This is a genomic window from Sulfitobacter sp. D7, from assembly GCF_003611275.1.
GTDB classification, from domain to species: Bacteria; Pseudomonadota; Alphaproteobacteria; order Rhodobacterales; family Rhodobacteraceae; genus Sulfitobacter; species Sulfitobacter profundi.
In genome coordinates this window covers 1,100,641-1,124,438 of record NZ_CP020694.1, presented here as the reverse complement: position 1 = coordinate 1,124,438, position 23,798 = coordinate 1,100,641, and the positions used below count along the sequence as shown (strand labels likewise).

Annotated in this window: 21 protein-coding genes; 10 read left to right on the top strand and 11 right to left on the bottom strand. The window is 58.1% G+C overall.

Annotated features, from left to right (window positions below):
- Positions 1-127 precede the first annotated feature (127 nt).
- The 4 genes from B5M07_RS05380 to B5M07_RS05365 all read left to right on the top strand — a co-directional run bounded on the left by B5M07_RS05380 (position 128) and on the right by B5M07_RS05365 (position 4,655).
- Positions 128-2,527, top strand: coding sequence for a PAS domain S-box protein (locus tag B5M07_RS05380; RefSeq protein ID WP_254693961.1), 2,400 nt, complete (start codon positions 128-130; stop codon positions 2,525-2,527).
- 61 nt (positions 2,528-2,588) lie between these two features.
- Positions 2,589-2,876 (top strand): SH3 domain-containing protein, encoded by a 288-nt coding sequence (locus tag B5M07_RS05375; protein ID WP_120350536.1) that lies wholly within the window; start codon positions 2,589-2,591, stop codon positions 2,874-2,876.
- 240 nt (positions 2,877-3,116) lie between these two features.
- Positions 3,117-4,052: a class II glutamine amidotransferase gene (locus B5M07_RS05370; protein ID WP_120350535.1), complete on the top strand. Its 936-nt coding sequence runs from the start codon at positions 3,117-3,119 to the stop codon at positions 4,050-4,052.
- Positions 4,053-4,088: 36 nt separating this feature from the next.
- Entirely contained in the window at positions 4,089-4,655 is a 567-nt protein-coding gene (locus B5M07_RS05365) for a poly-gamma-glutamate hydrolase family protein (protein ID WP_120350534.1), read from the top strand.
- Between the two features lie 37 nt (positions 4,656-4,692).
- Here B5M07_RS05365 and B5M07_RS05360 read toward each other — a convergent pair whose 3' ends face one another.
- The 7 genes from B5M07_RS05360 to B5M07_RS05330 all read right to left on the bottom strand — a co-directional run bounded on the left by B5M07_RS05360 (position 4,693) and on the right by B5M07_RS05330 (position 11,900).
- Positions 4,693-5,544 carry an ABC transporter permease gene (locus B5M07_RS05360; RefSeq protein WP_120350533.1) on the bottom strand — a complete coding sequence of 284 codons (852 nt, stop codon included), beginning with the start codon at positions 5,542-5,544 and terminating at the stop codon, positions 4,693-4,695.
- 4 nt (positions 5,545-5,548) lie between these two features.
- On the bottom strand, positions 5,549-6,406 hold the full coding sequence (locus B5M07_RS05355) for an ABC transporter permease (protein ID WP_067623229.1): 858 nt from the start codon (positions 6,404-6,406) through the stop codon (positions 5,549-5,551).
- Positions 6,406-7,491 carry an ABC transporter ATP-binding protein gene (locus tag B5M07_RS05350; RefSeq protein ID WP_120350532.1) on the bottom strand — a complete coding sequence of 362 codons (1,086 nt, stop codon included), beginning with the start codon at positions 7,489-7,491 and terminating at the stop codon, positions 6,406-6,408. The genes B5M07_RS05355 and B5M07_RS05350 overlap by 1 nt, the downstream gene beginning before the upstream one ends.
- A gap of 61 nt (positions 7,492-7,552) precedes the next feature.
- Positions 7,553-8,614, bottom strand: a complete 1,062-nt coding sequence (locus tag B5M07_RS05345; RefSeq protein WP_120350531.1) for an extracellular solute-binding protein — start codon at positions 8,612-8,614, stop codon at positions 7,553-7,555.
- A gap of 405 nt (positions 8,615-9,019) precedes the next feature.
- Positions 9,020-10,300, bottom strand: coding sequence for a TRAP transporter large permease (locus B5M07_RS05340; protein WP_120350530.1), 1,281 nt, complete (start codon positions 10,298-10,300; stop codon positions 9,020-9,022).
- Positions 10,297-10,860, bottom strand: coding sequence for a TRAP transporter small permease (locus tag B5M07_RS05335; RefSeq protein ID WP_120350529.1), 564 nt, complete (start codon positions 10,858-10,860; stop codon positions 10,297-10,299). The genes B5M07_RS05340 and B5M07_RS05335 overlap by 4 nt, the downstream gene beginning before the upstream one ends.
- 59 nt (positions 10,861-10,919) lie before the next feature.
- Positions 10,920-11,900 carry a TRAP transporter substrate-binding protein gene (locus B5M07_RS05330; protein WP_120350528.1) on the bottom strand — a complete coding sequence of 327 codons (981 nt, stop codon included), beginning with the start codon at positions 11,898-11,900 and terminating at the stop codon, positions 10,920-10,922.
- Between the two features lie 243 nt (positions 11,901-12,143).
- On the opposite strand from B5M07_RS05330, the gene B5M07_RS05325 reads away from it, so the two are divergent.
- The 6 genes from B5M07_RS05325 to B5M07_RS05300 all read left to right on the top strand — a co-directional run bounded on the left by B5M07_RS05325 (position 12,144) and on the right by B5M07_RS05300 (position 19,246).
- A complete protein-coding gene (locus B5M07_RS05325; protein WP_120350527.1) occupies positions 12,144-13,319 on the top strand; it encodes an L-rhamnonate dehydratase in 1,176 nt (391 codons plus the stop codon).
- A complete protein-coding gene (locus B5M07_RS05320) occupies positions 13,316-14,227 on the top strand; it encodes a dihydrodipicolinate synthase family protein (RefSeq protein ID WP_120350526.1) in 912 nt (303 codons plus the stop codon). The genes B5M07_RS05325 and B5M07_RS05320 overlap by 4 nt, the downstream gene beginning before the upstream one ends.
- A 1-nt stretch (position 14,228) precedes the next feature.
- Complete coding sequence (locus B5M07_RS05315; protein WP_120350525.1) at positions 14,229-14,960, top strand: GntR family transcriptional regulator; 732 nt, start codon at positions 14,229-14,231, stop codon at positions 14,958-14,960.
- Positions 14,961-14,962: 2 nt separating this feature from the next.
- Entirely contained in the window at positions 14,963-15,970 is a 1,008-nt protein-coding gene (locus B5M07_RS05310; protein WP_120350524.1) for a 4-hydroxythreonine-4-phosphate dehydrogenase PdxA, read from the top strand.
- The gene (locus B5M07_RS05305) at positions 15,967-17,478 is read left to right on the top strand and encodes an aldehyde dehydrogenase (NADP(+)) (RefSeq protein ID WP_120350523.1); all 1,512 of its coding nucleotides are present in this window, start codon (positions 15,967-15,969) and stop codon (positions 17,476-17,478) included. Before B5M07_RS05310 ends, B5M07_RS05305 begins: the two co-directional genes overlap by 4 nt.
- Before the next feature lie 868 nt (positions 17,479-18,346).
- Positions 18,347-19,246 (top strand): GIY-YIG nuclease family protein, encoded by a 900-nt coding sequence (locus B5M07_RS05300; RefSeq protein ID WP_120350522.1) that lies wholly within the window; start codon positions 18,347-18,349, stop codon positions 19,244-19,246.
- Between the two features lie 162 nt (positions 19,247-19,408).
- On the opposite strand, the gene B5M07_RS05295 is transcribed toward B5M07_RS05300, so the two are convergent.
- The 4 genes from B5M07_RS05295 to B5M07_RS19720 form a co-directional block, all read right to left on the bottom strand.
- A protein-coding gene (locus tag B5M07_RS05295) for an IS3 family transposase (RefSeq protein ID WP_441351389.1) occupies positions 19,409-20,604 on the bottom strand; the annotation gives its coding sequence in 2 pieces (ribosomal slippage) (positions 19,409-20,352 and positions 20,352-20,604; 1,197 coding nt in all).
- Between the two features lie 741 nt (positions 20,605-21,345).
- A complete protein-coding gene (locus tag B5M07_RS05290) occupies positions 21,346-21,915 on the bottom strand; it encodes a hypothetical protein (protein WP_162931816.1) in 570 nt (189 codons plus the stop codon).
- A 68-nt stretch (positions 21,916-21,983) separates the two neighbouring features.
- On the bottom strand, positions 21,984-23,054 hold the full coding sequence (locus tag B5M07_RS05285; protein WP_162931815.1) for a tyrosine-type recombinase/integrase: 1,071 nt from the start codon (positions 23,052-23,054) through the stop codon (positions 21,984-21,986).
- Positions 23,047-23,211, bottom strand: coding sequence for a helix-turn-helix domain-containing protein (locus B5M07_RS19720; protein WP_162931814.1), 165 nt, complete (start codon positions 23,209-23,211; stop codon positions 23,047-23,049). The genes B5M07_RS05285 and B5M07_RS19720 overlap by 8 nt, the downstream gene beginning before the upstream one ends.
- Between the last annotated feature and the right edge of the window lie 587 nt (positions 23,212-23,798).

The following is a 23,798-nucleotide window of genomic DNA, read 5'->3' as shown; positions in this document are numbered from 1 at the left end:
TGTGCTTCTTGCGCTCGTCTTGCCGCTTCATAAGACTAGGTTACATATACCCTGCAACTTGCAGGTTGAATTTAGCCGGGTCCAACGACCGACAAGCTTGAGGAAAATGGTGCAAGAAGCATTGAGATTGGCGAGCGATCGCCTTGGGCAGATCGTCGAAGACGCGGCAAGCGAAGTTTACCTGTTTTCAGTCGAAGACTTTACCTTCACCCTCGCCAATCGCGGCGCGCGGGAGAACCTTGGCTATTCGATGGAAGAGCTGCGCGGCATGGCGGCGTGGGACATCAAGCCCGAACTGACGCGCGAGGCGTTTCTGGACCTCGTCGAGCCGCTGATCAACGGCAAGACGACAACGATTGAATATGAGACGGTCCACCAGCGCAAGGACGGCTCGCGGTATTGCGTTCTGACCCATTTGCAGCTGATCTCAACCGAAGGCGAAAAGGTCCTTTATGCGGCCATTCAGGACATCACCAAACAGAAAGAGACCAACGCGGCGCTGACCAAAGTCTCGGCCCGGCTGGACGCGATCCTGAGCAACACCACGATGGCCATCTTCATGATGGACGACAAACAGCAATGCGTCTTTATGAACCGCGCAGCCGAAGAGTTGACCGGCTATAAATTCGAGGAAACCGTCAACAGACCGCTGCATGACGTGATCCACCACACCCACCCCGACGGGCGGCATTTCCCGATCGAAGACTGCGCCATCGACCGCGCTTTTCCGGAAAACCACCAGACGCAGGGTGAGGAAACCTTTGTCCATAAGGACGGCAGCTTCTATCCCGTAGGGTTCACCGCCTCGCCAATGAAAGACGAGACGGGAAAGACCGTGGGCACAGTGATTGAGGTCCGCGATCTGCGCGAAGAACTGCGCGCGCGCAATGCGGAGCTTGAGTTCAGCAACGCGCTGAAAACCAAGGTCGAAGAGGCCATGGCCGAACGGGACCGGCTTGAGGCGCAGTTGGTACAGGCGCAAAAGATGGAAGCCGTGGGCCAACTCACTGGCGGCATCGCGCATGATTTCAACAACCTGCTTCAGGTGGTGGGCAGCAACCTTCAGCTTTTGTCAAAGGAACTGGCCGAGGTCGACGCCAAGCGGCGGTTTGTCGACAACGCCATGGCGGGGGTGTCGCGCGGCGCAAAGCTGACCGCGCAACTGCTCGCCTTTGGGCGGCAGCAACCCTTGGAGCCGAAGCCGCAAAACCTTGGCCGATTGGTGCGGGGCATGGACGACATGTTGCGCCGCACCCTTGGCGAAGGGATCGAGGTCGAGACGGTGATCTCGGGCGGGCTGTGGAACTGTCTTGTCGATCCGGCGCAGTTGGAAAACGTGATCCTGAACCTTGCGATCAATGCGCGCGACGCGATGGCCCACCATGGCAAGCTGACAATCGAAGTGGGCAACGCCGCCCTTGACGACGCCTATGCCCAAAGTCACCCGAATGTGGCCCCCGGCCAATATGTCATGCTGGCGATCACCGATACCGGCGCAGGCATCGCACCGGAGATCATGGAAAAGGTCTTTGATCCCTTCTTCACCACCAAAGACACGGGCGAAGGCACGGGGCTTGGCCTCAGCATGGTTTACGGCTTCATCAAACAGTCCGGCGGGCATATCAAACTCTACAGCGAAGAGAACCAAGGCACGACCGTGCGGGTCTATCTGCCGCGCACGCAGCGCCAGGAAGAAAGCGCCCCGTTGCCTGCCACCACCGAAACGCCCACGGGCAGCGGTGAGGTGATCCTCGTGGTCGAAGACGACGCCGCCGTGCGCGAGACCGCCGTCGATCAGCTGCGCGATCTTGGCTATGGCGTGCTCACCGCCGAGAATGCCGATAGCGCGTTGGCAATCGTCAAAAGCGGGGTGAAGATCAACCTGCTGTTCACCGATGTGGTCATGCCCGGCAAAATCCGCAGCCCCGAGCTTGCCCGCGAGACCAAGGCGCATCTGCCGAATGTCGGCGTGCTCTTTACTTCGGGCTATACCCAGAACGCGATTGTCCACGCCGGGCGGCTCGACGAAGGGGTCGATCTGCTGAGCAAACCCTACACCCGCGAGCGGCTGGCCCTGAAAATTCATGAGATTCTCTCTCGCCAATTCGGCAGCGATGCCGCCCAAGGGGCGCAGGAAGACGCGCACAGCGCCCCCGATGACGCACCTAAAATTTTGCTGGTCGAAGACGATGCGCTGATCAGCATGGCGACCGCGGATATGCTTGCCGATCTGGGCTATGCCGTGACCGAAGCCGACAGCGTCGCCGCCGCCGAACGCAGCCTTGAGGCCGAGCGGTTCGACATCATGTTCACCGATCTCGGCCTGCCCGACGGCTCTGGCATGGATCTGGTGCAGCACGTCACGCAACTATGCCCCGAGATCGCGGTTATCATCGCCTCTGGGGCCGATCCGCGAGAATATGCCGAAGGCGAGACCGAGCCCTCGCGCTATGTCAGCTTGATGAAACCCTATGACGAGCATTCTTTGAAACGCGCCTTGGAGCAGTGCAAAGAGCCTACGGGATAAGGCGGCTAGGATCAGCCCCGTTTTCGATCTATGACGTGAGAAAACAAAAGAGAGGCAGATCATGCGCAGGATCACATTCGCAGCCGTTTCCACCCTTATTTTCGCCGCAGGTTGTGCGGGCATCGCCGCCGATCAGGTGATGGTCCACCGCACCGGACCGGATGAGCTTTTGAAGCTGCGGTCAGGGCCCGGGCTAGATTTTGGGGTCATCATGGGGCTGCCCGATGGCACCATCTTGAACCGCCGCGACTGCGTGACCGAGATTGGCCAGCTTTGGTGTCGGGTGTCCTTGGCCGATGCGCCAGAGGTGCAGGGCTATGTCTCGGCGGACTATATCTCTGACGTTTGATCATAGGTCAGACTGCGGGTGGCGCGCATCTGATGCCGCCCGCGGCGCTCTTTGGTCAAGCCACCGCGCCCCAGCCCAGTTGGCGGCGCCTGTCGTCGACAGGGTGGGGCATTCGCCCCCTGCAAGCCCCCTGTCGCCCCCCCTGTTCGGCCCCCCTGTCGATTTCCGCGTGCACCGCTCTATCTCAGCCCTTCACACCCTTCGTGAAACCGCTGAAATATCTCAAGAGTAAGGAAAACCATGTGCCGCTTCCTCGCCTATATCGGACCTGAACTGCCAATCGAGTCGCTGCTCCTTGCGCCTGAGAACAGCCTGCTGAATCAGAGCCTTGATCCGGAACTTCACCCCAGCCTGCAACTGGCCGGTTGGGGCTTTGCCGCTTGGAGCGCGCATCTGCTGAAACCCGACGCGCCGCTGCTTTATCACCGGCCCAAAGCGGCCTTTCACGACGACAATGCCAAGACCCTGATCCCCAGCCTGCAGGCCCATACGATGCTGTCGCATATCCGCGCGGCCTCTTATGACGCCAGCGTCGTGCAGGCCGATGAAAACTGCCACCCGTTTTCCTTTGACCATACCCCGTGGATCATCGCGCAGAACGGTGCCCTGCCCCATTGGCGGCAGTTGCAACGTGAGCTCCTGCCCCATTGCAAAGATCAATACCTCACCCAGATGCGCGGCACGACGGATACGGAATTTCTCTATGTGCTGCTGCTGTCCTTGCTGGAAGGCGACAGCGATGACGATGTGCAGCGCGGGTTTGAAAAACTACTGAAGGTGATTTGCAAAGCCGCGCGCGACCTCGATCTTGCGGCGCTGACCAAACTCAAGATCGCGCTTGTCAGTTCGGATCGGATCATCGGCGTGAACTTTGGCTGCGGCCATGAGGGCGAAACCGATGTGACGGGCGATTGGGAAAAGCTGCGAGAGGAGGACCTACCCCTTTCGATGCTGCTTGAGCCGATCTACCTCCTTACCGGCGCGAATTTTGAGGACCATGCGAATTCTTACGACATCGACCCCTGCCCCGAGGGGGGGGCCACCTCGGCCATACTCGCGTCAGAGCCGCTGACCGAAGACGGGGACGAGTGGCTGAAAATCGAATTCGGTGAGATTGTCCTTCTGGAGCGGAAAGACGGGCGGATCAGCAAGACGGTGCGCAAGCTCGACGTTTAAGCGCCGCCCCTGCCCCCAACTGATAGGAGCCAGTCCATGACAGATCGTTTCGACAATTTCGCCGACCTCTCTGCCGAGATGACAGCGGATCTCGACTATCGCATCCGCGCCGAGGATCGCGGCAGCGCGGTGATCATTCTGGCGCCCCACGGCGGCACGATTGAGCCTGAGACCAGCCTGATCGCCGAGGCCATCGCGGGAAGCGACTATTCCTACTATCTGTTCGAGGCGCTGAAGGCCGGGGCGCATGGGGATTTCCACATCACCTCGCACCGCTTTGACGAGCCGCAGGCGTTGGAGCTTGTGGCGGAGGCGACGGTGGCCGTGGCGATCCATGGGCGCAAGGATGATGGCACCGAAACGGTCTGGCTTGGTGGGCGTGCCGAGGCGCTACGCGATGCCATCGGCGCGGCCCTGCGCGACGCGGGCTTTGACGCGGCGCCCAACACCACCCTGCCCGGCGTACATGAGACGAACATCTGCAACCGCACCCGCTCTGGCGAGGGGGTGCAGCTTGAACTGCCTCGGTCGCTGCGGCGCATCCTCGCCGAGGATGCGGATATGTTAGAGAGGTTTTGTCTTGCGGTGCGCGGGGCGCTTTAGCCTAAAGCGGCAGGCCCAGCACGGGCCTGCCGAGGTCTTAGCTTCGTTTTTGAAACAAGATCACCATCAGCGCCAGAAGCGACGAGCCCAGCATCAACAACAGCGACACGGCGTTCAGCAACGGGGTTGAGCCTTCTTTCAACCGATCGAACATGGCGATAGTCAGCGGCGCGTCAGAGCCTACCAGCATCAGCGTGGTGTTGAAGTTCTCAAAGCTCATGAGAAACGCCACCACGACCGCCCCAATCATCGCAGGTGCGAGGAACGGCAGCGTGATTGTGCGCACCGCCGTCAAACGATCCGCACCAAGGTTCAGTGCTGCCTCTTCCAAGGTGCGGTCGAACTTCTGCAAGCGGGCCGAGATGACGAGCGTGGCGATGGTAGTGATAAAGCTGAACTGCCCCAAGATCACCAACAATAGACCGGGGCGCAGCGCCTGAATGTCGATCTGCGCCATGTCCCAGACGCCATTGGCCAGCGTGGATGAGAACACCAGCACCGAGATGCCCAGCACGATGCCGGGGATCACCAGCGGCAGCAGCATCAACACATAGAGAAACCCCTTGCCGCGAAACTCATAGCGGTTGAACAAAAAGGCGTTCGTCGTGCCCACGCAGACCGACATGATCGCCACGCAAAGCGCCACGAAAGCAGAGGTGCCCACCGACCGCAGAATGCCGCGTTCATGAAAGACGCCGATCTGCGGGCGCTCCTCGCCAAAGAACCAATTCCACGTAAACCCCTCCCACGGGAGGGAGGGGAACTGGCTGTCGTTGAAGGCAAAGACCGCGACCACGGTGAGTGGCAGGGCCAGGTACAAAAAAAACAGCGCCACATAGCCGCCATAGAGGATGCGAAAGCTGCGCGATTGCGGGATTGTCGGGATCATTGGATCACCCCATCGTTTCCTTGAGGGTCCGGCCCGTAAGCCAGAGCATCCCCCAGACGATCACCGAAGACAGCACCAGAAGCATAAAGCCAAAGGCGGCGCCAAGCTCCCAATTGGAGCGCACGATGAACTGGTTATAGATCATTTCGGTGAACCACAGGCTGTCTTTGCCGCCCAGCATTGTCGGCGTCAGGTAGTTCCCCAGACTCAGCATGAAGACCACGATACAGCCCGAGACAATGCCGGGCATGGCGTGGGGGATGATGATCTCCCGCAAGACCGAAAGCCCGCTTCCGCCCAGATCATATCCCGCCTCAATCACACTGTCGTCGAGGCTTTCCAGCGTGGTGACAAGCGGCACCACCATAAAGAGCATCGAGGTATAGACCAGCCCCACCATCATCGTGGCATCGGTATAAAGCATCTCAACCGGGCGATCCGCCAGACCCACCCATTGCAGCAGGTTCGAGACGAGACCGGTCTCGCGCAGCAGGATCATCCAGCCGAAAGTACGCACCAATTCAGAGACATAGAACGGGATCAGACAGAGCAGGAACAACACCTGTTGCAAGCGCCCCTTCGCCATCTTGGCGATGTAATAAGACACCGGAAAAGCGATCAGCAGCGTCAGCGCGGTTGCCAGCACCGACATCACCGCCGTGCGCCAAAAGGTCCGCAGATACAGCGGTTCGGTCAGCGCTTTTTCGTATTGCGCTAAGCTGGTTTCATAGACGCCAAAGCTGATCCGCTCGCGCAGCGAAATCAGCAGCATGTCGATATGCGGGATGATGATCAGCAGACCCAGCCAGAGCACCAAAGGCGTCAGCAGCAGGTAGAATGTAATGCGGGATTGGCTGCGCATCAGGCGGCCCCAAAGCAGGTCGCCTGCCCCGCACCCCAGCCGATATGCACCGCATCGCCGCGTTTCAGGTTTGAGAATTCCCCCGATTGCGGCAGGGTCACGTCGAGCGTTTCGCCAACATCGTCCTGCACCAACACGCGCGAAGCCGCGCCGTTGAACAGTAGGCCGGTCACCGTGCCCGTCAGTTGATTGTCAAAGCCTGCAAGCGCATCGGCGCTGGCGGCAAGACGAATGGATTCAGGCCGCACGAAAATCTCGGCGCGTGCGCCTTGGGCAAGGCCCGCGCCCGTCGCCCGCATCGCCAGTCCGCTGTCGGTGCGCAGTTGTAGCGCGTCGCCCTCAACCCGCTCGATCTTGCCCTTCCAGCGGTTTGATTCACCGATGAAGCCTGCCACGAAGGGTGTTTCGGGGCGGTAGTAGAGGTCTTGCCCCTTGCCGACCTGCTCAAACTGCCCGTTGCTCATGACGGCGATCTGGTCAGACATCACCAAGGCTTCGGACTGATCGTGAGTGATATAGACGAATGTCGTATCAAAGGCGGCTTGCAGCGATTTCAGCTCAACCTTCATATGCTCGCGCAGTTTCAGGTCCAGCGCACCAAGCGGCTCATCCAGCAGCAGCACGTCAGGCTCCAACACCATGCAGCGCGCGATGGCGACCCGTTGTTTCTGACCGCCCGAAAGCTCATCCACCTTGCGCGCGCCGATCCCCGGCAGGCCAATCCGGTCGAGCGCCTCATCGACTTTGCGCGCGATCTCTCCCTTGGCCATGCCGCGGCGGCGCAGGCCATAGCCGATATTCTCGGCAATCGTCATCATCGGGAAAAGCGCCAGATGTTGGAACACCATGTTCACGGGCCGCTTGTTCGGTGGCGTGTCGAGCACTGAGCCGCCCTTGATCCAAATGTCGCCCGAGGTCGGGTCAAGAAACCCCGCGATCATCCGCATGATCGTCGTCTTGCCGCAGCCCGAAGGCCCGAGGATGGAGAAGAAACTGCCCGGCGGCACCGTGAAGGAGACGTTGTTAACAGCGGTGGTATCGCCGAACCGCTTCACGAGGTCGACGCATTCCAGATCAGGGGTCATGTGAATTCCGTATAAAGAAGCGACACCCTCGGGATGAGGGTGCCGCTCGTAGGGTCAAATATCAGTTGGCAGCTTGGACACGGTCCAGCACTTCGCCTTCGATCGCTTCCAGACCGGCAGGCACCGGCGGATACCATTTGATGTTGTCGATGGCTTCCTGCGGGAAGCTGGCCTGATACTTGGCTTTCAGGCTGTCTTCGGCAAACTCATCCGCGCCGGCAGAGGCCGTGAAGTTGCCCGCCGCTGCGGTGATCATCGCCGCGACTTCGGGCTGCATGACAAAGTTGATCCACTCATAGGCCACATCATCGGCCTGCCCTTTGGCGGGCAGAACGAAGGTGTCGATCCAGCCCAGAGCGCCCGAGGCCGGGGCCACGAAGGTCAGGTCAGCGTTGTCGTCGTTCAGCTTCCAACCGCCGGTGTCCCATGCCATCGACGCGGTCACTTCGCCCGAGCGCAGCAGGTTCATCAGCTCATCACCGCCACCCCAGTAGGTTTTGACGTTCTCTTTGCATTCGATCAGCTTGGCTTCGACCTTGCCCATGATCTCGGCGTATTTGGCTTCGTCGCCATAGGCGGCAAAGGGGTCTTCGCCCATCGCGAAGGCGAAACCGATCAGGGTCGGACGCTTGAGGCGGTAAGAAACCTTACCCGCCACTTCCGGCGCGCAGAGGTCGGTGTAATCCTTGACCGTCTCGCCCGCTTCGGCGGTGTTCATCACCAGACCGGAGGTGCCCCAGACATGCGGCACGCCGTAGACGTCGCCGTTCACGGTGGTGTTCGCCATGGTCGAATCGAGCATGGAGGTGATGAAAAGCTCTTTGTTCAGCTTGGAGACGTCGATCGGTTTGTAGATGCCAAATTCCATCTGCGGGCCCATGATGCGGTCTTGCGAAGGCTGGGCGAGGTCGAAACCACCGCCGCCCGTGGCGCGCAGCTTGGCGATCATCTCTTCATTGTTGGATTTCGTGACTTCGACGGTATGGCCGGTCTCTTCTTCGAATTTCGCGACCACGTCCTCAGGTGCGTAACCGCCCCATGTCAAAAGACGCAGCGTGTCGGCTTGAGCCACGGAGGCGAGACCCGCCAGCATGGTGCCGGCCAGCAGAATGGTTCGTGTCATGGGAAATCCTCTTTCTAGTGTACTAATTGTCGGCAGAATGCGCGCGTTAGACCATTTGGTCAATTTATACTTCGACGCATTGCGGCCCCTTGTGGCCCGACAATGCAAAACATTTGTGACAGAGGGGGAAAATGCCGTTTGTTTTAGCAGGGTTGCTGCGGGCCTAGGCGCGCCGTGAGGCCGCAGCTACGGCGGCCTTGTTCATCCGGACGCCACAGCGGCGGTACTGCAAACCAGCCTTGCTGGGGGGCGAAGTCGGGGGCTGCCCTTCGGCCAAACCCTTTCCCATACGTGGGCAATCACCGCAGGGATAATGGCCGCGCCGGGAGGCGAAACCGTCGTAGTCTCAGCAAAACGCATGCGTTCTCGGGCAGGATCACCCACCCGAGAATGCATTGATCTTGCTCAATCAAGGTAGTGCGTCAGCGCGAGGGAGACTTCGGGCACATAGGTCACCAAGAGCAGGACAAACGCCAGCACGGCGATGAACGGCAAGTTGGTGCGCGAGGTTTCCCAGATGCCCGCGCGGGCGATGGAGCAGGATGTGATAAGCACCGATGCCACAGGCGGGGTCTGCTGACCGATGGCAAGGTTCAGCGTTACCATGATACCGAAGTGGATCGGATCAATCCCCACCGCATTGACCAGCGGCATCACCACCGGCACGACCAAGATGATCGCGGCGGCCCCATGCAGGAACATCCCCAAGACCAGCAAGAGCAGGTTCAACAGCGCCAGAACGATCAGCGGGTTCGTGGTGACTTCGGTGATTTGGGCCGCCAAGGTTTGCGGCACCTGCGCTTGGGTCAGGAACAACCCCAAGGCGGCGGAGGTGGACACCAGCAGCATCACCACGCCAGTCTGGCTGACGCCTTCGAGCATGGTCTTGCGGAGCCGGGACACATCCAGATCACGGTAGATGAACAGCCCGATCACCAAGGCCGCCATAACCGCAAGCCCCGCGCCTTCGGTGGCGGTGACCAAACCAGAAAAGATACCGCCAAGGATGATGACCGGCATGGTCAAGGCCCAGAACGCCTCTTTGAAGGTCCGGCCCACATGGCCCAGATCAAAGCTCTCGGCACGCGGCAGGTCATAGCGAACGGCCAGCAGATAGGTCACCGTCATCAACAGAAAGGCCCCCAAAAGGCCGGGCACGACCCCCGCGACAAAAAGCTTGATCACCGAGGTTTCGGCAATGGCCCCGTAGAGGATCATCGGGATCGAGGGCGGGATGATGATGGCAAGCGATGCCGAAGAGGATGTGATCGCCGCCGCCAATGTCCGTGAATAGCCGCGCCGCTTCATCTCGGGGATCAGGACGGTGCCGGTTGCGGCCACATCGGCCACAGCCGAGCCAGAGATCTCGGCAAAGACCATCGAGACGCCGATGTTTACCATGCCAAGCCCGCCGCGGATAAAACCGATCAGCGCGGTGACAAAGTTGATCAGCCGCAGAGAGATACCGGAGGTGTTCATCAGATTGCCCGCCAGAATGAACAACGGAATGGCAATCAGCGGAAAGGAGGTCGAGCCGGAATAGAGCTTGATCACCATGTCATAGAAGGCGTCTGGCCCGGAAGTCAGCAGAAAGCCCGCCATGGAGGTCACCCCGATCGCGACGGCGATGGGCACGTTGATCAAGATCAGGGTGATCAGGGCAATGGTGGTGTAAAGGAGGATCATTTGGCGGTGTCCTTTAGGTCGAGCGTGGCGGTTTCGGCCTCGGCCTCGGCGATGGCTTTGTCGATTTCTGCATGTTCGGGATCAATCCCTTGCGCGGCCAAGCGCAGGGCGCGCGGCAGGGTCAACAGGGTGCCGATGATCATCAAGACCGAAGCGATCGGGATCACCGATTGCACGATGTCCAAAGTCATCCAGCGCAAGGACAGCAGTGAATCCCATTTCGCCACCGCCAGGACGGCATTGCCGTAATAAGCTGTGACGGAGAAATAAATGATGACGAGCAGCTCGGAAAATAAAGTCAGCACGATGGCCGCAGATTTCGGCAAGGCGATGACGATGCCCGAAAAGCCCATGTGCTGGCGCATGAACACCGCATAGGCGGCGCCGAAATAGGTGAGCCAAGCCAGCAGGACGCTGGCAATCTCATCGTACCATGCGGGCGATGCACCGAGGTAACGCATGGTGGTCGAATAAACGACCGCTCCCGCCAGTGTCACCAACAGCGCGAGGCAAACCGTTTCGATTGCCCAAAGAAGTAAACGCTCGATCTTAGCGACCATGCCTGTCTCCTGTTCTGAGTGGCCCCGGCCAGCCCATGCCAACCGGGGCGAAGCTGCGTTTACTTGGCCAGTTCTTGCGCGCGCGAGACGAGCGCGTCGCCCCCCGGCACTTGGCTGGAGAAGGCAGCGTAGATCGGCGCGGAGGCTTCGATAAAGGCGGCCTTGTCGGCCTCATTGACCTCTACCCCCGCTGCACGGACCTTCTCGACCAATTCACCGTCGGCGGTTTCGCCTTGGTCCAGCGACCAGTCCTGAACGGATGCGGCAACTTCGGTCGCGGCGGTTTTGACCTCATCGGGAAGTTTCGACCAGGTTTCGGCCCCGGTGGTCAGATAGGTAGGTGAATAGACGTGGCCAGTCAGGCTCAGGTAGCCCTGCACCTCTTGGAAATTCGCGCCGACGATATTGGTCAGCGGGTTTTCCTGCCCGTCCATTGTGCCGGTCTGAAGGGCGACGAACACTTCAGAGAAAGACATCGGCGTCGGGTTTGCGCCCCATTCTTTGAACATCGAAACCCGCCATTCAGAAGACGGCGTGCGGATTTTGAGCCCATCCAAATCGCTGGGGGTGTTGATCGGGCGGGCATTGTTGGTGATCTGGCGGAAACCGTTTTCCCAAGTGGAGAGCACTTCAAGCCCCACTTTGCGCGCCAGTGGGGCCAAATCGGGCTGCACGATCTCGGCGTCGATTGCTTTTAGGTGCGCGCGATCCTGTACCAAAAACGGCATGTCAAATAGCGCAAATTCGGGCGCAACGTTGGTCATGATGGAAGAGATCAGCGTGAAATCCACGGTGCCCAGACGCAGCTTCTGCATCAGTTCCTTTTCGTTGCCGAGCTGTGCATCGGCATAGAATTCCACCGTGTGGGCGTCGCCCAGTTGCTCTTGCAGTTGTTCGGCAAAGCGTGCGGCGCTTTTGCCCTGCAGGCTGTTCGACGCCGCACCCACGGCCACCACATAGGTGTCCGCGGCCACGGGTGTCACAAGTGCAAAGGTCGCAGCGGCCAGACTGGCGCTCAGGCTCTTTGTAAGGGTTTTCATCGTATCTCCTCCGTTGGTTAAGAAAGTTCTGCCGCATCCATTGCACCTTTGCCTATCGGGAAATGAGCCACGAACGCACGGCAGCTTGTGCAGTCGTTCATTTTTCATTTCTCCCCTCCGTAATTTGGCGCTTTAGCATTTTGGCATTCCAAAACTCCAATATGATGCTAAGAGTGATGTCAACATGATTCGTCTTCGGAAGTGTCCGGCAGAACGAGAAACAGCGAAAAAAGAGAGGCCCTGATGACTAAGATCAAATCCGTCCGCACCCGTGTCTGGAACTGGAAAGGGCCGACCGTGCCCCCCTCGGGGAATTTCTGCACCAATGCGTCGGATGCCCTTTGGATTAAGGGCGATGCCATGGCGAGCTTTCGTTTTCACCAGTGGCTGACCTGCGAGATTGAGACCGAAGACGGCACGATCGGCATCGGCAATGCGGCCTTGGCTCCGACGCTGGTGAAACAGGCGATCGACGAATGGTTCGCCCCGCTGGTCGTCGGCGAAGACCCCTTCGACTACGCCTATCTGTGGGAGAAAATGTACCGCCGCAGCCACGCTTGGGGCCGCAAGGGGGTCGGGATGACCGCGATCTCGGCCGTCGACATCGCGATCTGGGATCTGATGGGCAAACTGGTCGACAAACCCGTGTTCAAACTCTTGGGCGGGCGCACCAAAGAGAAAATCCCGGTCTACTATTCCAAGCTTTACGCGGGGTCTGTCGAAAGCATGCAAGCCGAAGCGGAAGAGGCGATGCAGCACGGCTACACCGGCTTTAAAACGCGGTTTGGCTTTGGCCCGAAGGACGGCATGGCAGGCATGCGCGAGAACCTCAAACGGGTCGAAGCGCTCCGCGAGGTGATCGGCTACGACAAAGACCTGATGCTCGAATGCTACATGGGTTGGAACCTCGACTATGCCAAGCGGATGCTGCCCAAACTGGCGAAATACGAGCCGCGCTGGCTCGAAGAACCGGTGATCGCCGACGATGTGGCAGGCTATGCCGAGTTGAACGCCATGGGGATCGTCCCAATCTCAGGCGGCGAACATGAATACAGCGTGATCGGTTGCGCCGAACTGATCAACCGCCGCGCAGTCAGCGTGCTGCAATATGATACCAACCGCGTTGGCGGCATCACGGCGGCGCAAAAGATCAACGCCATCGCCGAGGCGGCGCAGATCCCGGTCATCCCACATGCCGGGCAGATGCATAACTATCACCTGACCATGGCCAATATTAACTGTCCGATGTCCGAATACTTCCCGGTCTTCGATGTCGAGGTCGGCAATGAGCTGTTCTACTACATCTTCGAAGGCGACCCCGAGGCGCAGGACGGGTTCTTGCAGCTCGACGACGACAAACCCGGCCTCGGCATCACCATTTCCGACAAACATCTTTCCAATTTCGAGATCACAGAATGACTAAATACTCCGGCATCTGGCCCGTCGCCCCTACCCCGTTCAACGATGACGGCACGGTCGACTATGAGGGCATGAAACGTGTGATCGACTGTATGGTCGATCAGGGCAGCGATGGCATCTGCATCCTCGCCAACTTCTCTGAACAGTTCCTGATCACGGATGAGGAACGCCGCCTTTTGACCGAGGTCTCGCTCAAGCATATGGCGGGGCGACTGCCCGTCATCGTCACCATCAGCCACTACGCAACCCAAATCGCGGTGGCCCGCGCGCAGCACGCCAAAGACCATGGTGCCGCGATGGTCATGATGATGCCCCCGTACCATGGCGCATTGCTGAAGGGCTCCGCAGAGCAAAGCTTTGAGCAGTTTGCCCAAGTGGGCGACGTCGGCATCCCGATCATGGTGCAAGACGCGCCGCTTTCGGGGGTCGATCTGCCGGTGCCCCTGCTGGTGCGCATGGCGCGCGAGATTGAAGAGGTGCGTCTGTTCAAGATCGAATGCCCGCAGGCCGCAACCAAGCTGCGTGACTTGATCGCGGCAGGTGGCGACGCCATCGAAGGCCCCTTCGACGGCGAAGAGGCGATCACGCTGCTCGCCGATCTCGAAGCCGGGGCCACCGGCGCCATGACCAGCGCCATGATCCCCGACCAGATCAAACCGGTGATCGACCATTTCGCGGCTGGCGATCTTCGGGCCGCGACCGATGCCTATGCCCGCGTCTTGCCCGCAGTGAACCATGAAAACCGGCAATGCGGCTTTCGGTCTGCCAAGGCGGCCATGGTCGAAGGCGGCGTGATCCGGTCGGAATTCTGTCGCCACCCGATTGCCCCATTGCATCCCCAGACACGAGAGTCCCTACTCCGCTTAATCCGGCCGCTTGAGCCGGTGGTGCTGAGCTGGGGAAAATGACATGAGCAAGAAGACCGACATCACGGACCTCGACACGGGCGAGCTTGCCCTCGCGCGGCCCCGCGCCACATTGGTAGAGGTCGCCGCCGACAAGCTGCGCGAGTTGATTTTGCTAGAGAAACTGCCCGCCGGGGCGCATATCTCGGAGCGTGATCTGGCCGCTGCCTTGGGCATCAGCCGCACCCCCCTGACCCGTGCTTTGACCATTCTCGAACAGGACGGGTTGATCGAATATTCGGTCACCCGTCGCCCGCAAGTGGCCAACCCCCGGCTGGATGAGATCGAACAGAACCTGATCGTCATGGGCGCACTCGAAGCCTTGGCAGGGGAGTTGGCCTGCGCCTGCATCACCGATGCCGAGATCGCTCAAGTGGCCGAGTATCAACGCCAGATTGAGGCCGGAGACAGCACCCTTTCCCCGTTGGAATCCTTTCGCCTCGATATGCAGATGCACGAAGCCATTGTGCAGGCAAGCCGCAACGCCCCGCTGATCGATACGCATCTCAAGTTCAATGCGCGGCTGTGGCGGGCGCGGTTTCAATCCTCGCAACGTCGCTCGGGCCGCGGCCAAACCTTGGCCGAACACCGCGCCATCGTCGACGCCCTGTCGCGGCGCGACGCCAAAGCCACATCCGAGGCGCTGCGCCATCACCTCGCCTCGGCCGTTACCAATACCAAAAACGCTTTGCAAGAAGACGGCAAAGCCAAGGACCACAATACAGAAACGGAGTGAACATGACCCCAAGAATTGGTGTTATCCCCGGTGACCCCAGCGGCATCGGGCCGGAACTTGTCGCCCGGCTGCTGGCCGATGACTGCTGCGATCAGGCGCAGATCCTGCTGATCGGCGACCGTCACGTCTTTGAGATGGGGCAGCGCCAAGCCGGGTGCGACCACACAATGACGGCGGTGGACGCGACGGCACAGGATTGGACGGCGCATGCGCCAATCGCCCTGCATGAGATGGAGACCATCGCGGCCGAGGATGTCGTCATTGGCCAAAGCACCGAAGCCTCGGGCCGGTCCACGCTACGGGTCCTCGACCGAGCGCTCACCTTTGTTCAGGAGGGGGTGATCGACGCAATTGTCTTCGCCCCGTTCAACAAGGCCTCGATGCATATGGCCGGGATCGGGCATTCCGATGAGTTGCATTACATCGCCGAAAAACTCGGCGTGACCAACTATATTTCCGAACTCAACACGCTCGACGATATGTGGACCAGCCGGGTCACCAGCCATATCGCCCTGCGGGACGTGGCCGACGCGATCACCCCCGACCGCATCCAAGAAGCCACCCGCCTGATCGACCGCACCCTGCGGCAAGCCGGTCACGCGCGGCCCCGCATCGCCGTTGCAGCGCTCAACCCCCATGCCGGGGACGGCGGCAACTTTGGCCGTGAGGAAATCGACGTGATCGAACCGGCAGTGCGTCACATGGCAGGCGGTCAAATGGCTGTCACGGGTCCGCTGCCCTCAGACACCGTCTTTCTCAAAGTCACGAAAGGCGAGATCGACGCCGTGGTCACGATGTATCACGACCAAGGCCAGATCGCCCTTAAATTGCTGGGGTTTGACCGCGGCGTGACCGTTCAAGGCGGGCTGCCGGTGCCCGTCACCACCCCGGCGCATGGCACGGCATTTGACATCGCAGGCCAAGGCACAGCCGACCTCGGCGCCACCCGCGCCGCTTTCGAGATTGCCTGCAAGATGGTCAGAAATTCGCAAAAGGAGACAGCAGCATGAGCTTCACCCCGCATGGTAAACATTTGATCGCCGGCACATGGGTCGGCGCAGAGCAGACCTTTGCTTCCGAACCCGCCAGCGGTCCGGCGCATGATTTCAGCGTCGGGACAACGGCGCTCGTCGATCAGGCCTGCGAAGCGGCCGAGGCTGCCTTCTGGTCCTACGGCTATAGCACCCGCGAGGCGCGGGCCGCATTCCTCAACACCATCGCCGACGAAATCGAAGCCCGCGCCGAGGCGATCACCGATATCGGCACGCGCGAAACCGGCCTGCCCGAAGCGCGGCTGAACGGTGAACGCGGGCGCACCACGGGGCAGCTGAGGCTTTTTGCCGATCATATTCTAAAGGGCGACTACCTTGATACGCGGGTCGATCCAGCCCTGCCCGACCGGCAGCCCCTGCCCCGCCCGGAGCTGCGCATGGTCCAGCGCCCGATTGGCCCTGTTGCCGTCTTCGGCGCGTCGAACTTCCCGTTGGCCTTTTCCACCGCCGGGGGCGACACCGCCGCGGCGCTGGCCGCAGGATGTCCGGTCGTCGTAAAAGGGCACTCCGCCCACCCCGGCACGGGCGAGATCGTGGCCGAGGCCGTGCATGCCGCGATTGAAAAATGCGACATGCCAAAAGGTGTCTTTTCCTTGATCCAAGGCGGCAACCGCACGGTCGGCCAAGCACTGGTGCAGCATCCGCTTATCAAAGCCGTGGGCTTCACCGGCTCGCTTGGCGGGGGCCGCGCATTGTTCGACCTTTGCGCCGCCCGGCCCGAGCCGATCCCGTTTTTCGGCGAACTCGGCTCGGTCAATCCGATGTTCGTGCTGCCCGAGGCGTGTAAAGCGCGCGGCCAAGCCCTTGGCGAAGGCTGGGCCGGGTCGCTGACGATGGGCGCGGGCCAGTTCTGCACCAACCCCGGCATCGCAGTTGTGCCGAAAGGCGCGGAAGGCGATAGTTTTGTCGAAGCCGCGACCGCAGCCCTGCAAGACGCACCCGCTCAGGTGATGCTGACAGACGGGATCGCGCAGGCGTACCGAGACGGCAAGGCCCGGTTTGATCGGCGCAATGCCGTGCAGCCGCGCCTGTCCACCGAAAGCGAAGGCCGCAACGCCCTGCCCAACCTCTATGAAACGGATAGCGCGGCCTATTTGCAGGATCACGAGCTTGGGGAAGAGGTCTTTGGGCCGCTTGGCCTCGTCGTTCGGACCAGCTCAATCGAAGAGATGGAAAGCCTTGCGAAAGGGCTGGAAGGCCAGCTTACGATCACGCTGCAAATGGACGACGCGGATACTGAGACTGCACGGCGTCTGATGCCAATCATCGAACGCAAAGCCGGGCGCCTGCTGGTCAACGGCTTCCCCACCGGCGTCGAAGTGGCCGACAGCATGGTTCACGGCGGGCCCTACCCGGCCTCGACCAACTTCGGAGCAACCTCGGTCGGCACCCTGTCGATCCGGCGTTTCCTGCGCCCAGTGTGCTATCAGAACATGCCAGCAGGCCTTTTGCCCGAAGGTTTCTGATCAAGAGGCTCGCCCAGTTCGGGCGGGCCACACCGCTTATGAACTCTTGAGGCGTGCGGCATTGGCTGCTGGTTCGGTGGCATTGGCGCCATGGGCGGTTCCTGAGCCAAGCGGGTTCACACCGCTTGGCCGATCTGATCGCTGGGTTGACCGACACCCCTTTATGATCCCTTGCAGAAATCCGGGGAAGGACAGCTTGCGGTCGGGCAACCCGACGCAAGGCGTTGCTGGAATGATCGACGGGCGGGAGCACTCCAAAGGGTCGATCGCAAGTAAATTCGGGCCGCCCCAAATGTTGCCCCAAGCCCAAAACGACGAAAGCCCCCGAAAGGGGGCTTAGCTCGTAAATCTTTAATGAGTAGAAAAATTGGCTCCGGCGGTAGGGGGCTCACCGCATAGACCAATGCCATTGATTTTACTGACTAATATGTGCTTGACTGTACAGTGATCCTTACCAGACTCCGGGATGTGCACGGAAACGTGCCGTACTTCGCGCCTTACTTCAAGCACCTCATTTAACAAAAGAAGATTTGCCACCAAGGTGATCCGACACTTTCCAACTGCCGTGATGGTTCGTTCCCTTCGATAGCCCTGAAAGCTCTGCCTTTACCACGGCTCACTCTCTACTTCGGACATCTTCTTAGATTTTAGTCCATCGCGCACCAGGATTGCCGCCTGCGTTCCCGGACACCATGGTCGGCCATCCGGCTGCTACTGCGCTCGGGTGAACTGCTGCAATGCGCAAAGGTTTTACGACGGTTGTGCCAATTCTGATGGACTGGGAAATACCAATTACTTGGAGGCTGTCCTGGCACTTATTCTTTTGTAGGATTACGGTCCCCTTCAATAGATCCGAGAGGCTGAATGCATGAATCGCCGGTATTATTGGACCAAGACTTGGGGTGCACCCGACATCCCAGAATACGACGCCCTGGCCCTCAGCCACGAAGGCACGCGTAAACGCATACTGAGCTACATTCAGCCTGGAGACATCGTTGTCTATCTGACGAGTGATGCGAAAGAATCCGATCCTATGTTACGCGGGCGACTTGCTGGTGCCGTCGAGATTGCCGATCCTGTCCAGGAGGTCGATGTCGAGTTTTTGCGTCCAGACGTGAAGCGACCGTTAGAGCATTATAGGCAGGGAGGCGGGCGGTTTCGCTGGCCCTTTGGCATCGCAGTTTCGCGGACTTGGACTTTTATTGAGCAGGAAAGCAACAATACTTTGATTCCAGACCACGCGGACAAGCGCATGCAGGGCGCGGCAAGCATCCATGAAATGCGACCCGAAGAGATCAGCCGCCTTATGTCGCTCAATGTTCGTGAACAGGTAAAGGATGAAGCAACTGCAAAAATGCCGTTCCAAGGCTCACTTCATCGCCCCTGGCGCCAAAAGGATGGGATGCGCGAACCGGCGAACGTCAATCCCGGCACGCACCTCTACATCGCGCAGATCTACGACGCCCATGGTTTGACATATAAAATCGGCTCCGGGAAGGTCACCGACAGGATTGACGACCTAAACCGGTACCGTCGCCTAACCCAAGGAGAGGCCAAATGGTCCGAGCGGTCATCAACTCAGTTCGCTACAGTTGCAGGAGCTCGGGCAGCCGAAGATTTTATTCTACTCGAAGCAAGAAAAGCTGGGTATGGCTCTTACGATCACTCGGAGTTCCTGGTCGGGATTTCGAGCCGCGATCTGAATGCACTTTACTCGAAGGCAATCGAGATCGGTCTGGCCGCGGATGCTGAAGAAATGCCATGTTGATTGTCACCGAGAACTGTCCCGGCAATTGAAGAAATTGTCATGGAGAATCGACCCATGTGCAACCTTGCCCTGCTGGGAGCTATGGGAGTGTTAGGCAAGGGATTGCTGATGATTAATCGAAAGTGAGCTACTCCCCATTTGTTGGACAGGATCTGGCGTAGTTTAAGCTACTCTTTGCACTTGCTGATCGTGGTTGGTTGTTTCAATTCTCTGCCAATAGACCACAGCAGGTGGTTTGCCGCCAAGGGCAGAATGCGGGCGCTTGTGGTTGTAGAACTCGATCCATTTTCTGACGCCATCTCGGGCCTCTGACCCGGTTTCCCAGGCATGCAGGTAGACGCATTCATACTTCAGTGACCGCCACAGCCGTTCGACAAAGATATTGATCCCTTGCCCGGCAGGGTATCGCGCAGCGATGTCCCGAGAGGGGAGGAAGCGGCCCTTGCCGTCCATTGAGATGCGCACGTTTGCGCTCCGCAACCTGTTCGTCCAAGCGAAAGACGTGAACTGGCTGCCCTGGTCCGTGTTCATTATGTCTGGCGGGCCGAACTTGTGGATCGCCTCATTCAGCGCATCAACGCAGAAGCCAGCCTCCAACGTGTTCGAGATGCGCCACGCCAGAACCTTGCGCGTGTGCCAATCCATGATGGCCACCAGATAAAGGAAGCCGCGCCGCATCGGTAGATATGTGATGTCGGCGCACCAAACTTGATTTGGCCGATCCACGCGTAGCCCCCGCAGCAGGTAGGGGTAAATCTTGTGACCCTTCGCCGCCTTGCTCGTGTTGGGTTTCTGGTAGATCGGCATGAGACCCATCAACCGCATAAGGCGTCGGATGCGCTTTTCGTTCACCAGATGCTGTTCATTGCGCAGGTGCCACGTCATTTGGCGCACACCGTAAAACGGGGTTTCCAAGAACTGCTTATCGATGACGCGCATCAGATCGAGGTTCATCTCGCTCTCACCCTTGGGTTCATAGTAAAATGACGACCGCGAGATCGACAGCAGGGAACATTGCTTGCCGACGGACAGACCCGGAATGTTCGGCTCAATCATCTTGCACCTCACTTGCCGGTCCAGGGTTTGAGCTTTCTGGCCAAAAAATCGTTGGCGACGGCCAACTCCCCAATCTTGGCATGCAGGCCTTTGACCTGCTCTTCATCGACTTCCGGTGCCTTCCGGCTACCTCGCTCGAACACACCAGATGCGCCCTCAAGCAATGCACGTTTCCATTGATGGATCATCGTCGGGTGAACTCCAAACCGACTGGCCAGCTCGCTGACAGTCTCTTCGCCTTTCAGCGCTTCCAACGCCACCTTGGCTTTGAATTCTGGGTGATGTTGCTTCCGTTTCGACATTCCTGATCTCCTTCGTGTTGAAGATCAGCAAACTACAAATCGCAGCTTACGTCAGTGTCCGATGTTCGGGGGGTAGCTCAGGCCTTGGGAAAGCGGCGTCGAAAGAAGAAGCCTGAGGGACGTTTTTCAAGATAGGGGATGTGTGCGACTCTGGTCATAGCCGGAAGCTCCGAAACGGTTTCAGGGCATCCAAGAATCGAGGGTGTGGACCAGTTTGGGCACGCATCTGTGCACCAGTTTGTGCACGTGCACAGGTGGCTCCGACTCTGGTCGGGGCCTTGCCAATAAAATCAACAACTTAGGGGAAATTGGCTCCGGCGGTAGGGATCGAACCTACGACCAATTGATTAACAGTTATGTTTGACTTGAAAAAATAACGGGAATTCGGGGAATCTGGTGTCATTTCACTCAGTAAAATCCAACAGAAGTTCGTTACGCTCATCAAAGTAGGGCCGTTGAACCTATGAGCATAGGATACCTAAAACAGCTGCCGATCAGCCTCTCTTTGGTAGTAAGACGGCTGCCCCCAAATTCCTGAACCACATCCGGACAACACACGCCAGATTAACTAAATGGTGCATTCAAACAATCCGGCATAACCGAAATTGCACCCTTCCCCATCATCCTATCTAACAGATTGCAGATATTTCCAATCTATGTCTGCCGAAATAATGATCGACGCTTACTGGGTGCGTCGATCATGTGCATAGTAAATCGCTCGGTCCTTGACCAGGATCTAAACTACCGCAGAAGGCTGGAATACAGACGCTCCCCAAGCGCCTCATCAATCAGCTTCTGACGAACCTCAAGAAAGCGTTCTATCTTGGAGACAATCGCCTGGAGCTCAGTTCCCCGGCCTGAGTAATCTGGAACTGTGGCAACGGCCCAAATGTCCCCCTCGCTATCATAACCGGCATGAATGAACTCGGCTTTCGAACCGATCACCTCGGCGGGAAGGAGTTGGCCGATTTTTTCTCGCACCGTCTCCAGAGGGTGCAAGACACGTTCATCAGTGACCTCGCCGCTCTCGAGCCGCATTACAGCAGCCTGAATATACTTATACTCACCGTGTAGCAGCTTCCGTATCGCAGATGCGCGAAGAGCCTCTGCAACTTCACGACCGTGCCGGACAGTTAGAACCGACAGTGCCTGAGTTCGGAAGCTTGAGGTCTTTTTCGTCGACATTTTGTTTTCCTTTTTTCTTTGATTGCGCGATTTTTCCGCGTCAAGAAAACTTCTCAGTATTTTCCGACCCTTCTCGGGTTCGAGACTGTCTTTGTGACGATAGCGGCGGAATGGTTGAGGTTTCACATTTGCGACCTCAACCAGATCCTCGCTTCTCGTATTCTCATCAGTATTGAGGCGAAGCGTGCGGCGCCCTACTTCGCCAAAAAGTCGATTGCCGCAGCTTCATCCCTCAGGTGATCAGGTGCAAACCGAGCATAAACAGTTTCTGTGACGGTCGTAGAGGAATGGCCCAAGAACTGTGAAATCTTGCTCATAGGGCTTCCGTTTGCCGCCATATGAACCGCGGCTGTATGTCTCAACACGTGGGGGTGTATCCCGACAATACCAGCCCGGTTCCCTGCATTTCGGAGCGAGGTGGTTATTTTTTTAATCGGCCCGCCATGACACTCGACTACGAAATCACTGTCGCACTGCTGTTTCCAGTCCAAAAGGAGCTTATGAAGCCCGTCATTCATCGGCACCATAGCTCGAGACTTGCGATAGTCTTCCCAATCGTGGGACTCATCCGTGAAATCGAGGTCGGCGTCTGAAGGGGCGACCCGCAGGTCGATTACCCGTGCATCAAAATCTACGCGGTCCCAAGTAAGTTCTAAGATCGCAGAGACACGACCAGCAGTTCCTAGCAATAGAGCAACTGCAATATGGAGGTGGGGAACCTTGCAAGTTTCCTTTAACAGCCGGCGTATTTCATCCTCTGTAAGCCAGCGGTCGCGACGTTTTTTTCTTTTTGGCTTTCTCAAGTTGACTGGTTTATCGATTAGGTTCTTCTTGAATGGATGATTCAACGTCGACTGAAGAAGATTGACCTCATTGTGCAAAGTGGTTTTTGCGATATGCTTCTTATGTTTCGCAAAGAACTGTTTCTTGCGGTGGGCCAAGTATTTGCTGACCTTTTCATCATCGATAGCTAATGGATGATAGTCACCTAAAATTGGCCCTATTGTTTTCCATGCATTGATTAGATCACCCTCAGTCTTGCGCCCCTGAAGATAACTTTGGTAGCGCATCCAAATATCTTCCAGGGTTATTTTGTAACCGCTAAGCGCCAATTCTGCGTTGAAACGGCGCTCACCTTCAATTAAGGCGGCAGCTCGGTTCGTCGCCTTCAGGCGAAAGCGTCGTCGACTGTCGGGATCTCCCGCCTTTTCATACCAGTAAACAACGTATTTTCCATTCAGTCGGCCTATTTCGAAGTTACGCATTTTCATATTCCTTTACATCGGCAGCACTGATCCGAATTAACTTTTGCCCGATCCGGAAACTTGGCAGCTCACCGCTATTGATCAGATTTCGAACCGTGTTCGGAGAGCACTTCCAGCGTTCAGCAAGCTGTGCGGGGGAGTAATATTTCTTATTCATCTCAGGCCTCTGATTGGCGTGGCAAACCATCAGTTCGGAGACACTTGCGTGTATCTGTCGGAGGCCTGAATGGGCCGCAGGAGGGCGATTTTGTCTCATATTCATAAACTTGCGTATCCAGAATCCGAAACAGTCGACCGACGCGGAAACACTTTAGGCGACCGCAGTAGATTTCGGCTCGAACCGAACGTGCAGAGCAGTTCCAGCGTGCAGAAAGCTCCAATGGAGTGTATACTTCTTTCATTTACAGTCCTTTGACGCACAGCACCGCTGCGCCTCGGGATCAGCCTTTATGACTGTCAAGAATGCTGGATATTTTCGTCCAGACACCGACAAGATTAGCTTCTGTCGCAAAGGCGAAATGAATTTCGCAAATTAATTTATAAACCATTGAAAAATAACGAAACTTAATACAGATGAATCAGTAGATGTTTGCTAAAGCCGCTTTAATGAACTAAATTCCAGAACGGCCAGACAAGCCATTTCTGGCCCGAAAATAGCGAAATTCGGATTTGGATCCCAGCCAGGCTATTTGGAAAAGTGCAAATGAGAAACGACATCTGTGCTTCATTGGGTTCGGAAAGCTG

Coding starts and splice junctions, on each gene's coding strand:
- B5M07_RS05320 (WP_120350526.1), top strand. CDS start 13,316: ATGACTAAATACTCCGGCATCTGGCCCGTCGCCCCTACCCCGTTCAAC.
- B5M07_RS05355 (WP_067623229.1), bottom strand. CDS start 6,406: ATGCGCAGCCAATCCCGCATTACATTCTACCTGCTGCTGACGCCTTTG.
- B5M07_RS05365 (WP_120350534.1), top strand. CDS start 4,089: ATGACAGATCGTTTCGACAATTTCGCCGACCTCTCTGCCGAGATGACA.
- B5M07_RS05375 (WP_120350536.1), top strand. CDS start 2,589: ATGCGCAGGATCACATTCGCAGCCGTTTCCACCCTTATTTTCGCCGCA.
- B5M07_RS05350 (WP_120350532.1), bottom strand. CDS start 7,491: ATGACCCCTGATCTGGAATGCGTCGACCTCGTGAAGCGGTTCGGCGAT.
- B5M07_RS05370 (WP_120350535.1), top strand. CDS start 3,117: ATGTGCCGCTTCCTCGCCTATATCGGACCTGAACTGCCAATCGAGTCG.
- B5M07_RS05285 (WP_162931815.1), bottom strand. CDS start 23,054: ATGCGTAACTTCGAAATAGGCCGACTGAATGGAAAATACGTTGTTTAC.
- B5M07_RS05345 (WP_120350531.1), bottom strand. CDS start 8,614: ATGACACGAACCATTCTGCTGGCCGGCACCATGCTGGCGGGTCTCGCC.
- B5M07_RS05335 (WP_120350529.1), bottom strand. CDS start 10,860: ATGGTCGCTAAGATCGAGCGTTTACTTCTTTGGGCAATCGAAACGGTT.
- B5M07_RS05325 (WP_120350527.1), top strand. CDS start 12,144: ATGACTAAGATCAAATCCGTCCGCACCCGTGTCTGGAACTGGAAAGGG.
- B5M07_RS05300 (WP_120350522.1), top strand. CDS start 18,347: ATGAATCGCCGGTATTATTGGACCAAGACTTGGGGTGCACCCGACATC.
- B5M07_RS05340 (WP_120350530.1), bottom strand. CDS start 10,300: ATGATCCTCCTTTACACCACCATTGCCCTGATCACCCTGATCTTGATC.
- B5M07_RS19720 (WP_162931814.1), bottom strand. CDS start 23,211: ATGAATAAGAAATATTACTCCCCCGCACAGCTTGCTGAACGCTGGAAG.
- B5M07_RS05305 (WP_120350523.1), top strand. CDS start 15,967: ATGAGCTTCACCCCGCATGGTAAACATTTGATCGCCGGCACATGGGTC.
- B5M07_RS05310 (WP_120350524.1), top strand. CDS start 14,963: ATGACCCCAAGAATTGGTGTTATCCCCGGTGACCCCAGCGGCATCGGG.
- B5M07_RS05330 (WP_120350528.1), bottom strand. CDS start 11,900: ATGAAAACCCTTACAAAGAGCCTGAGCGCCAGTCTGGCCGCTGCGACC.
- B5M07_RS05360 (WP_120350533.1), bottom strand. CDS start 5,544: ATGATCCCGACAATCCCGCAATCGCGCAGCTTTCGCATCCTCTATGGC.
- B5M07_RS05315 (WP_120350525.1), top strand. CDS start 14,229: ATGAGCAAGAAGACCGACATCACGGACCTCGACACGGGCGAGCTTGCC.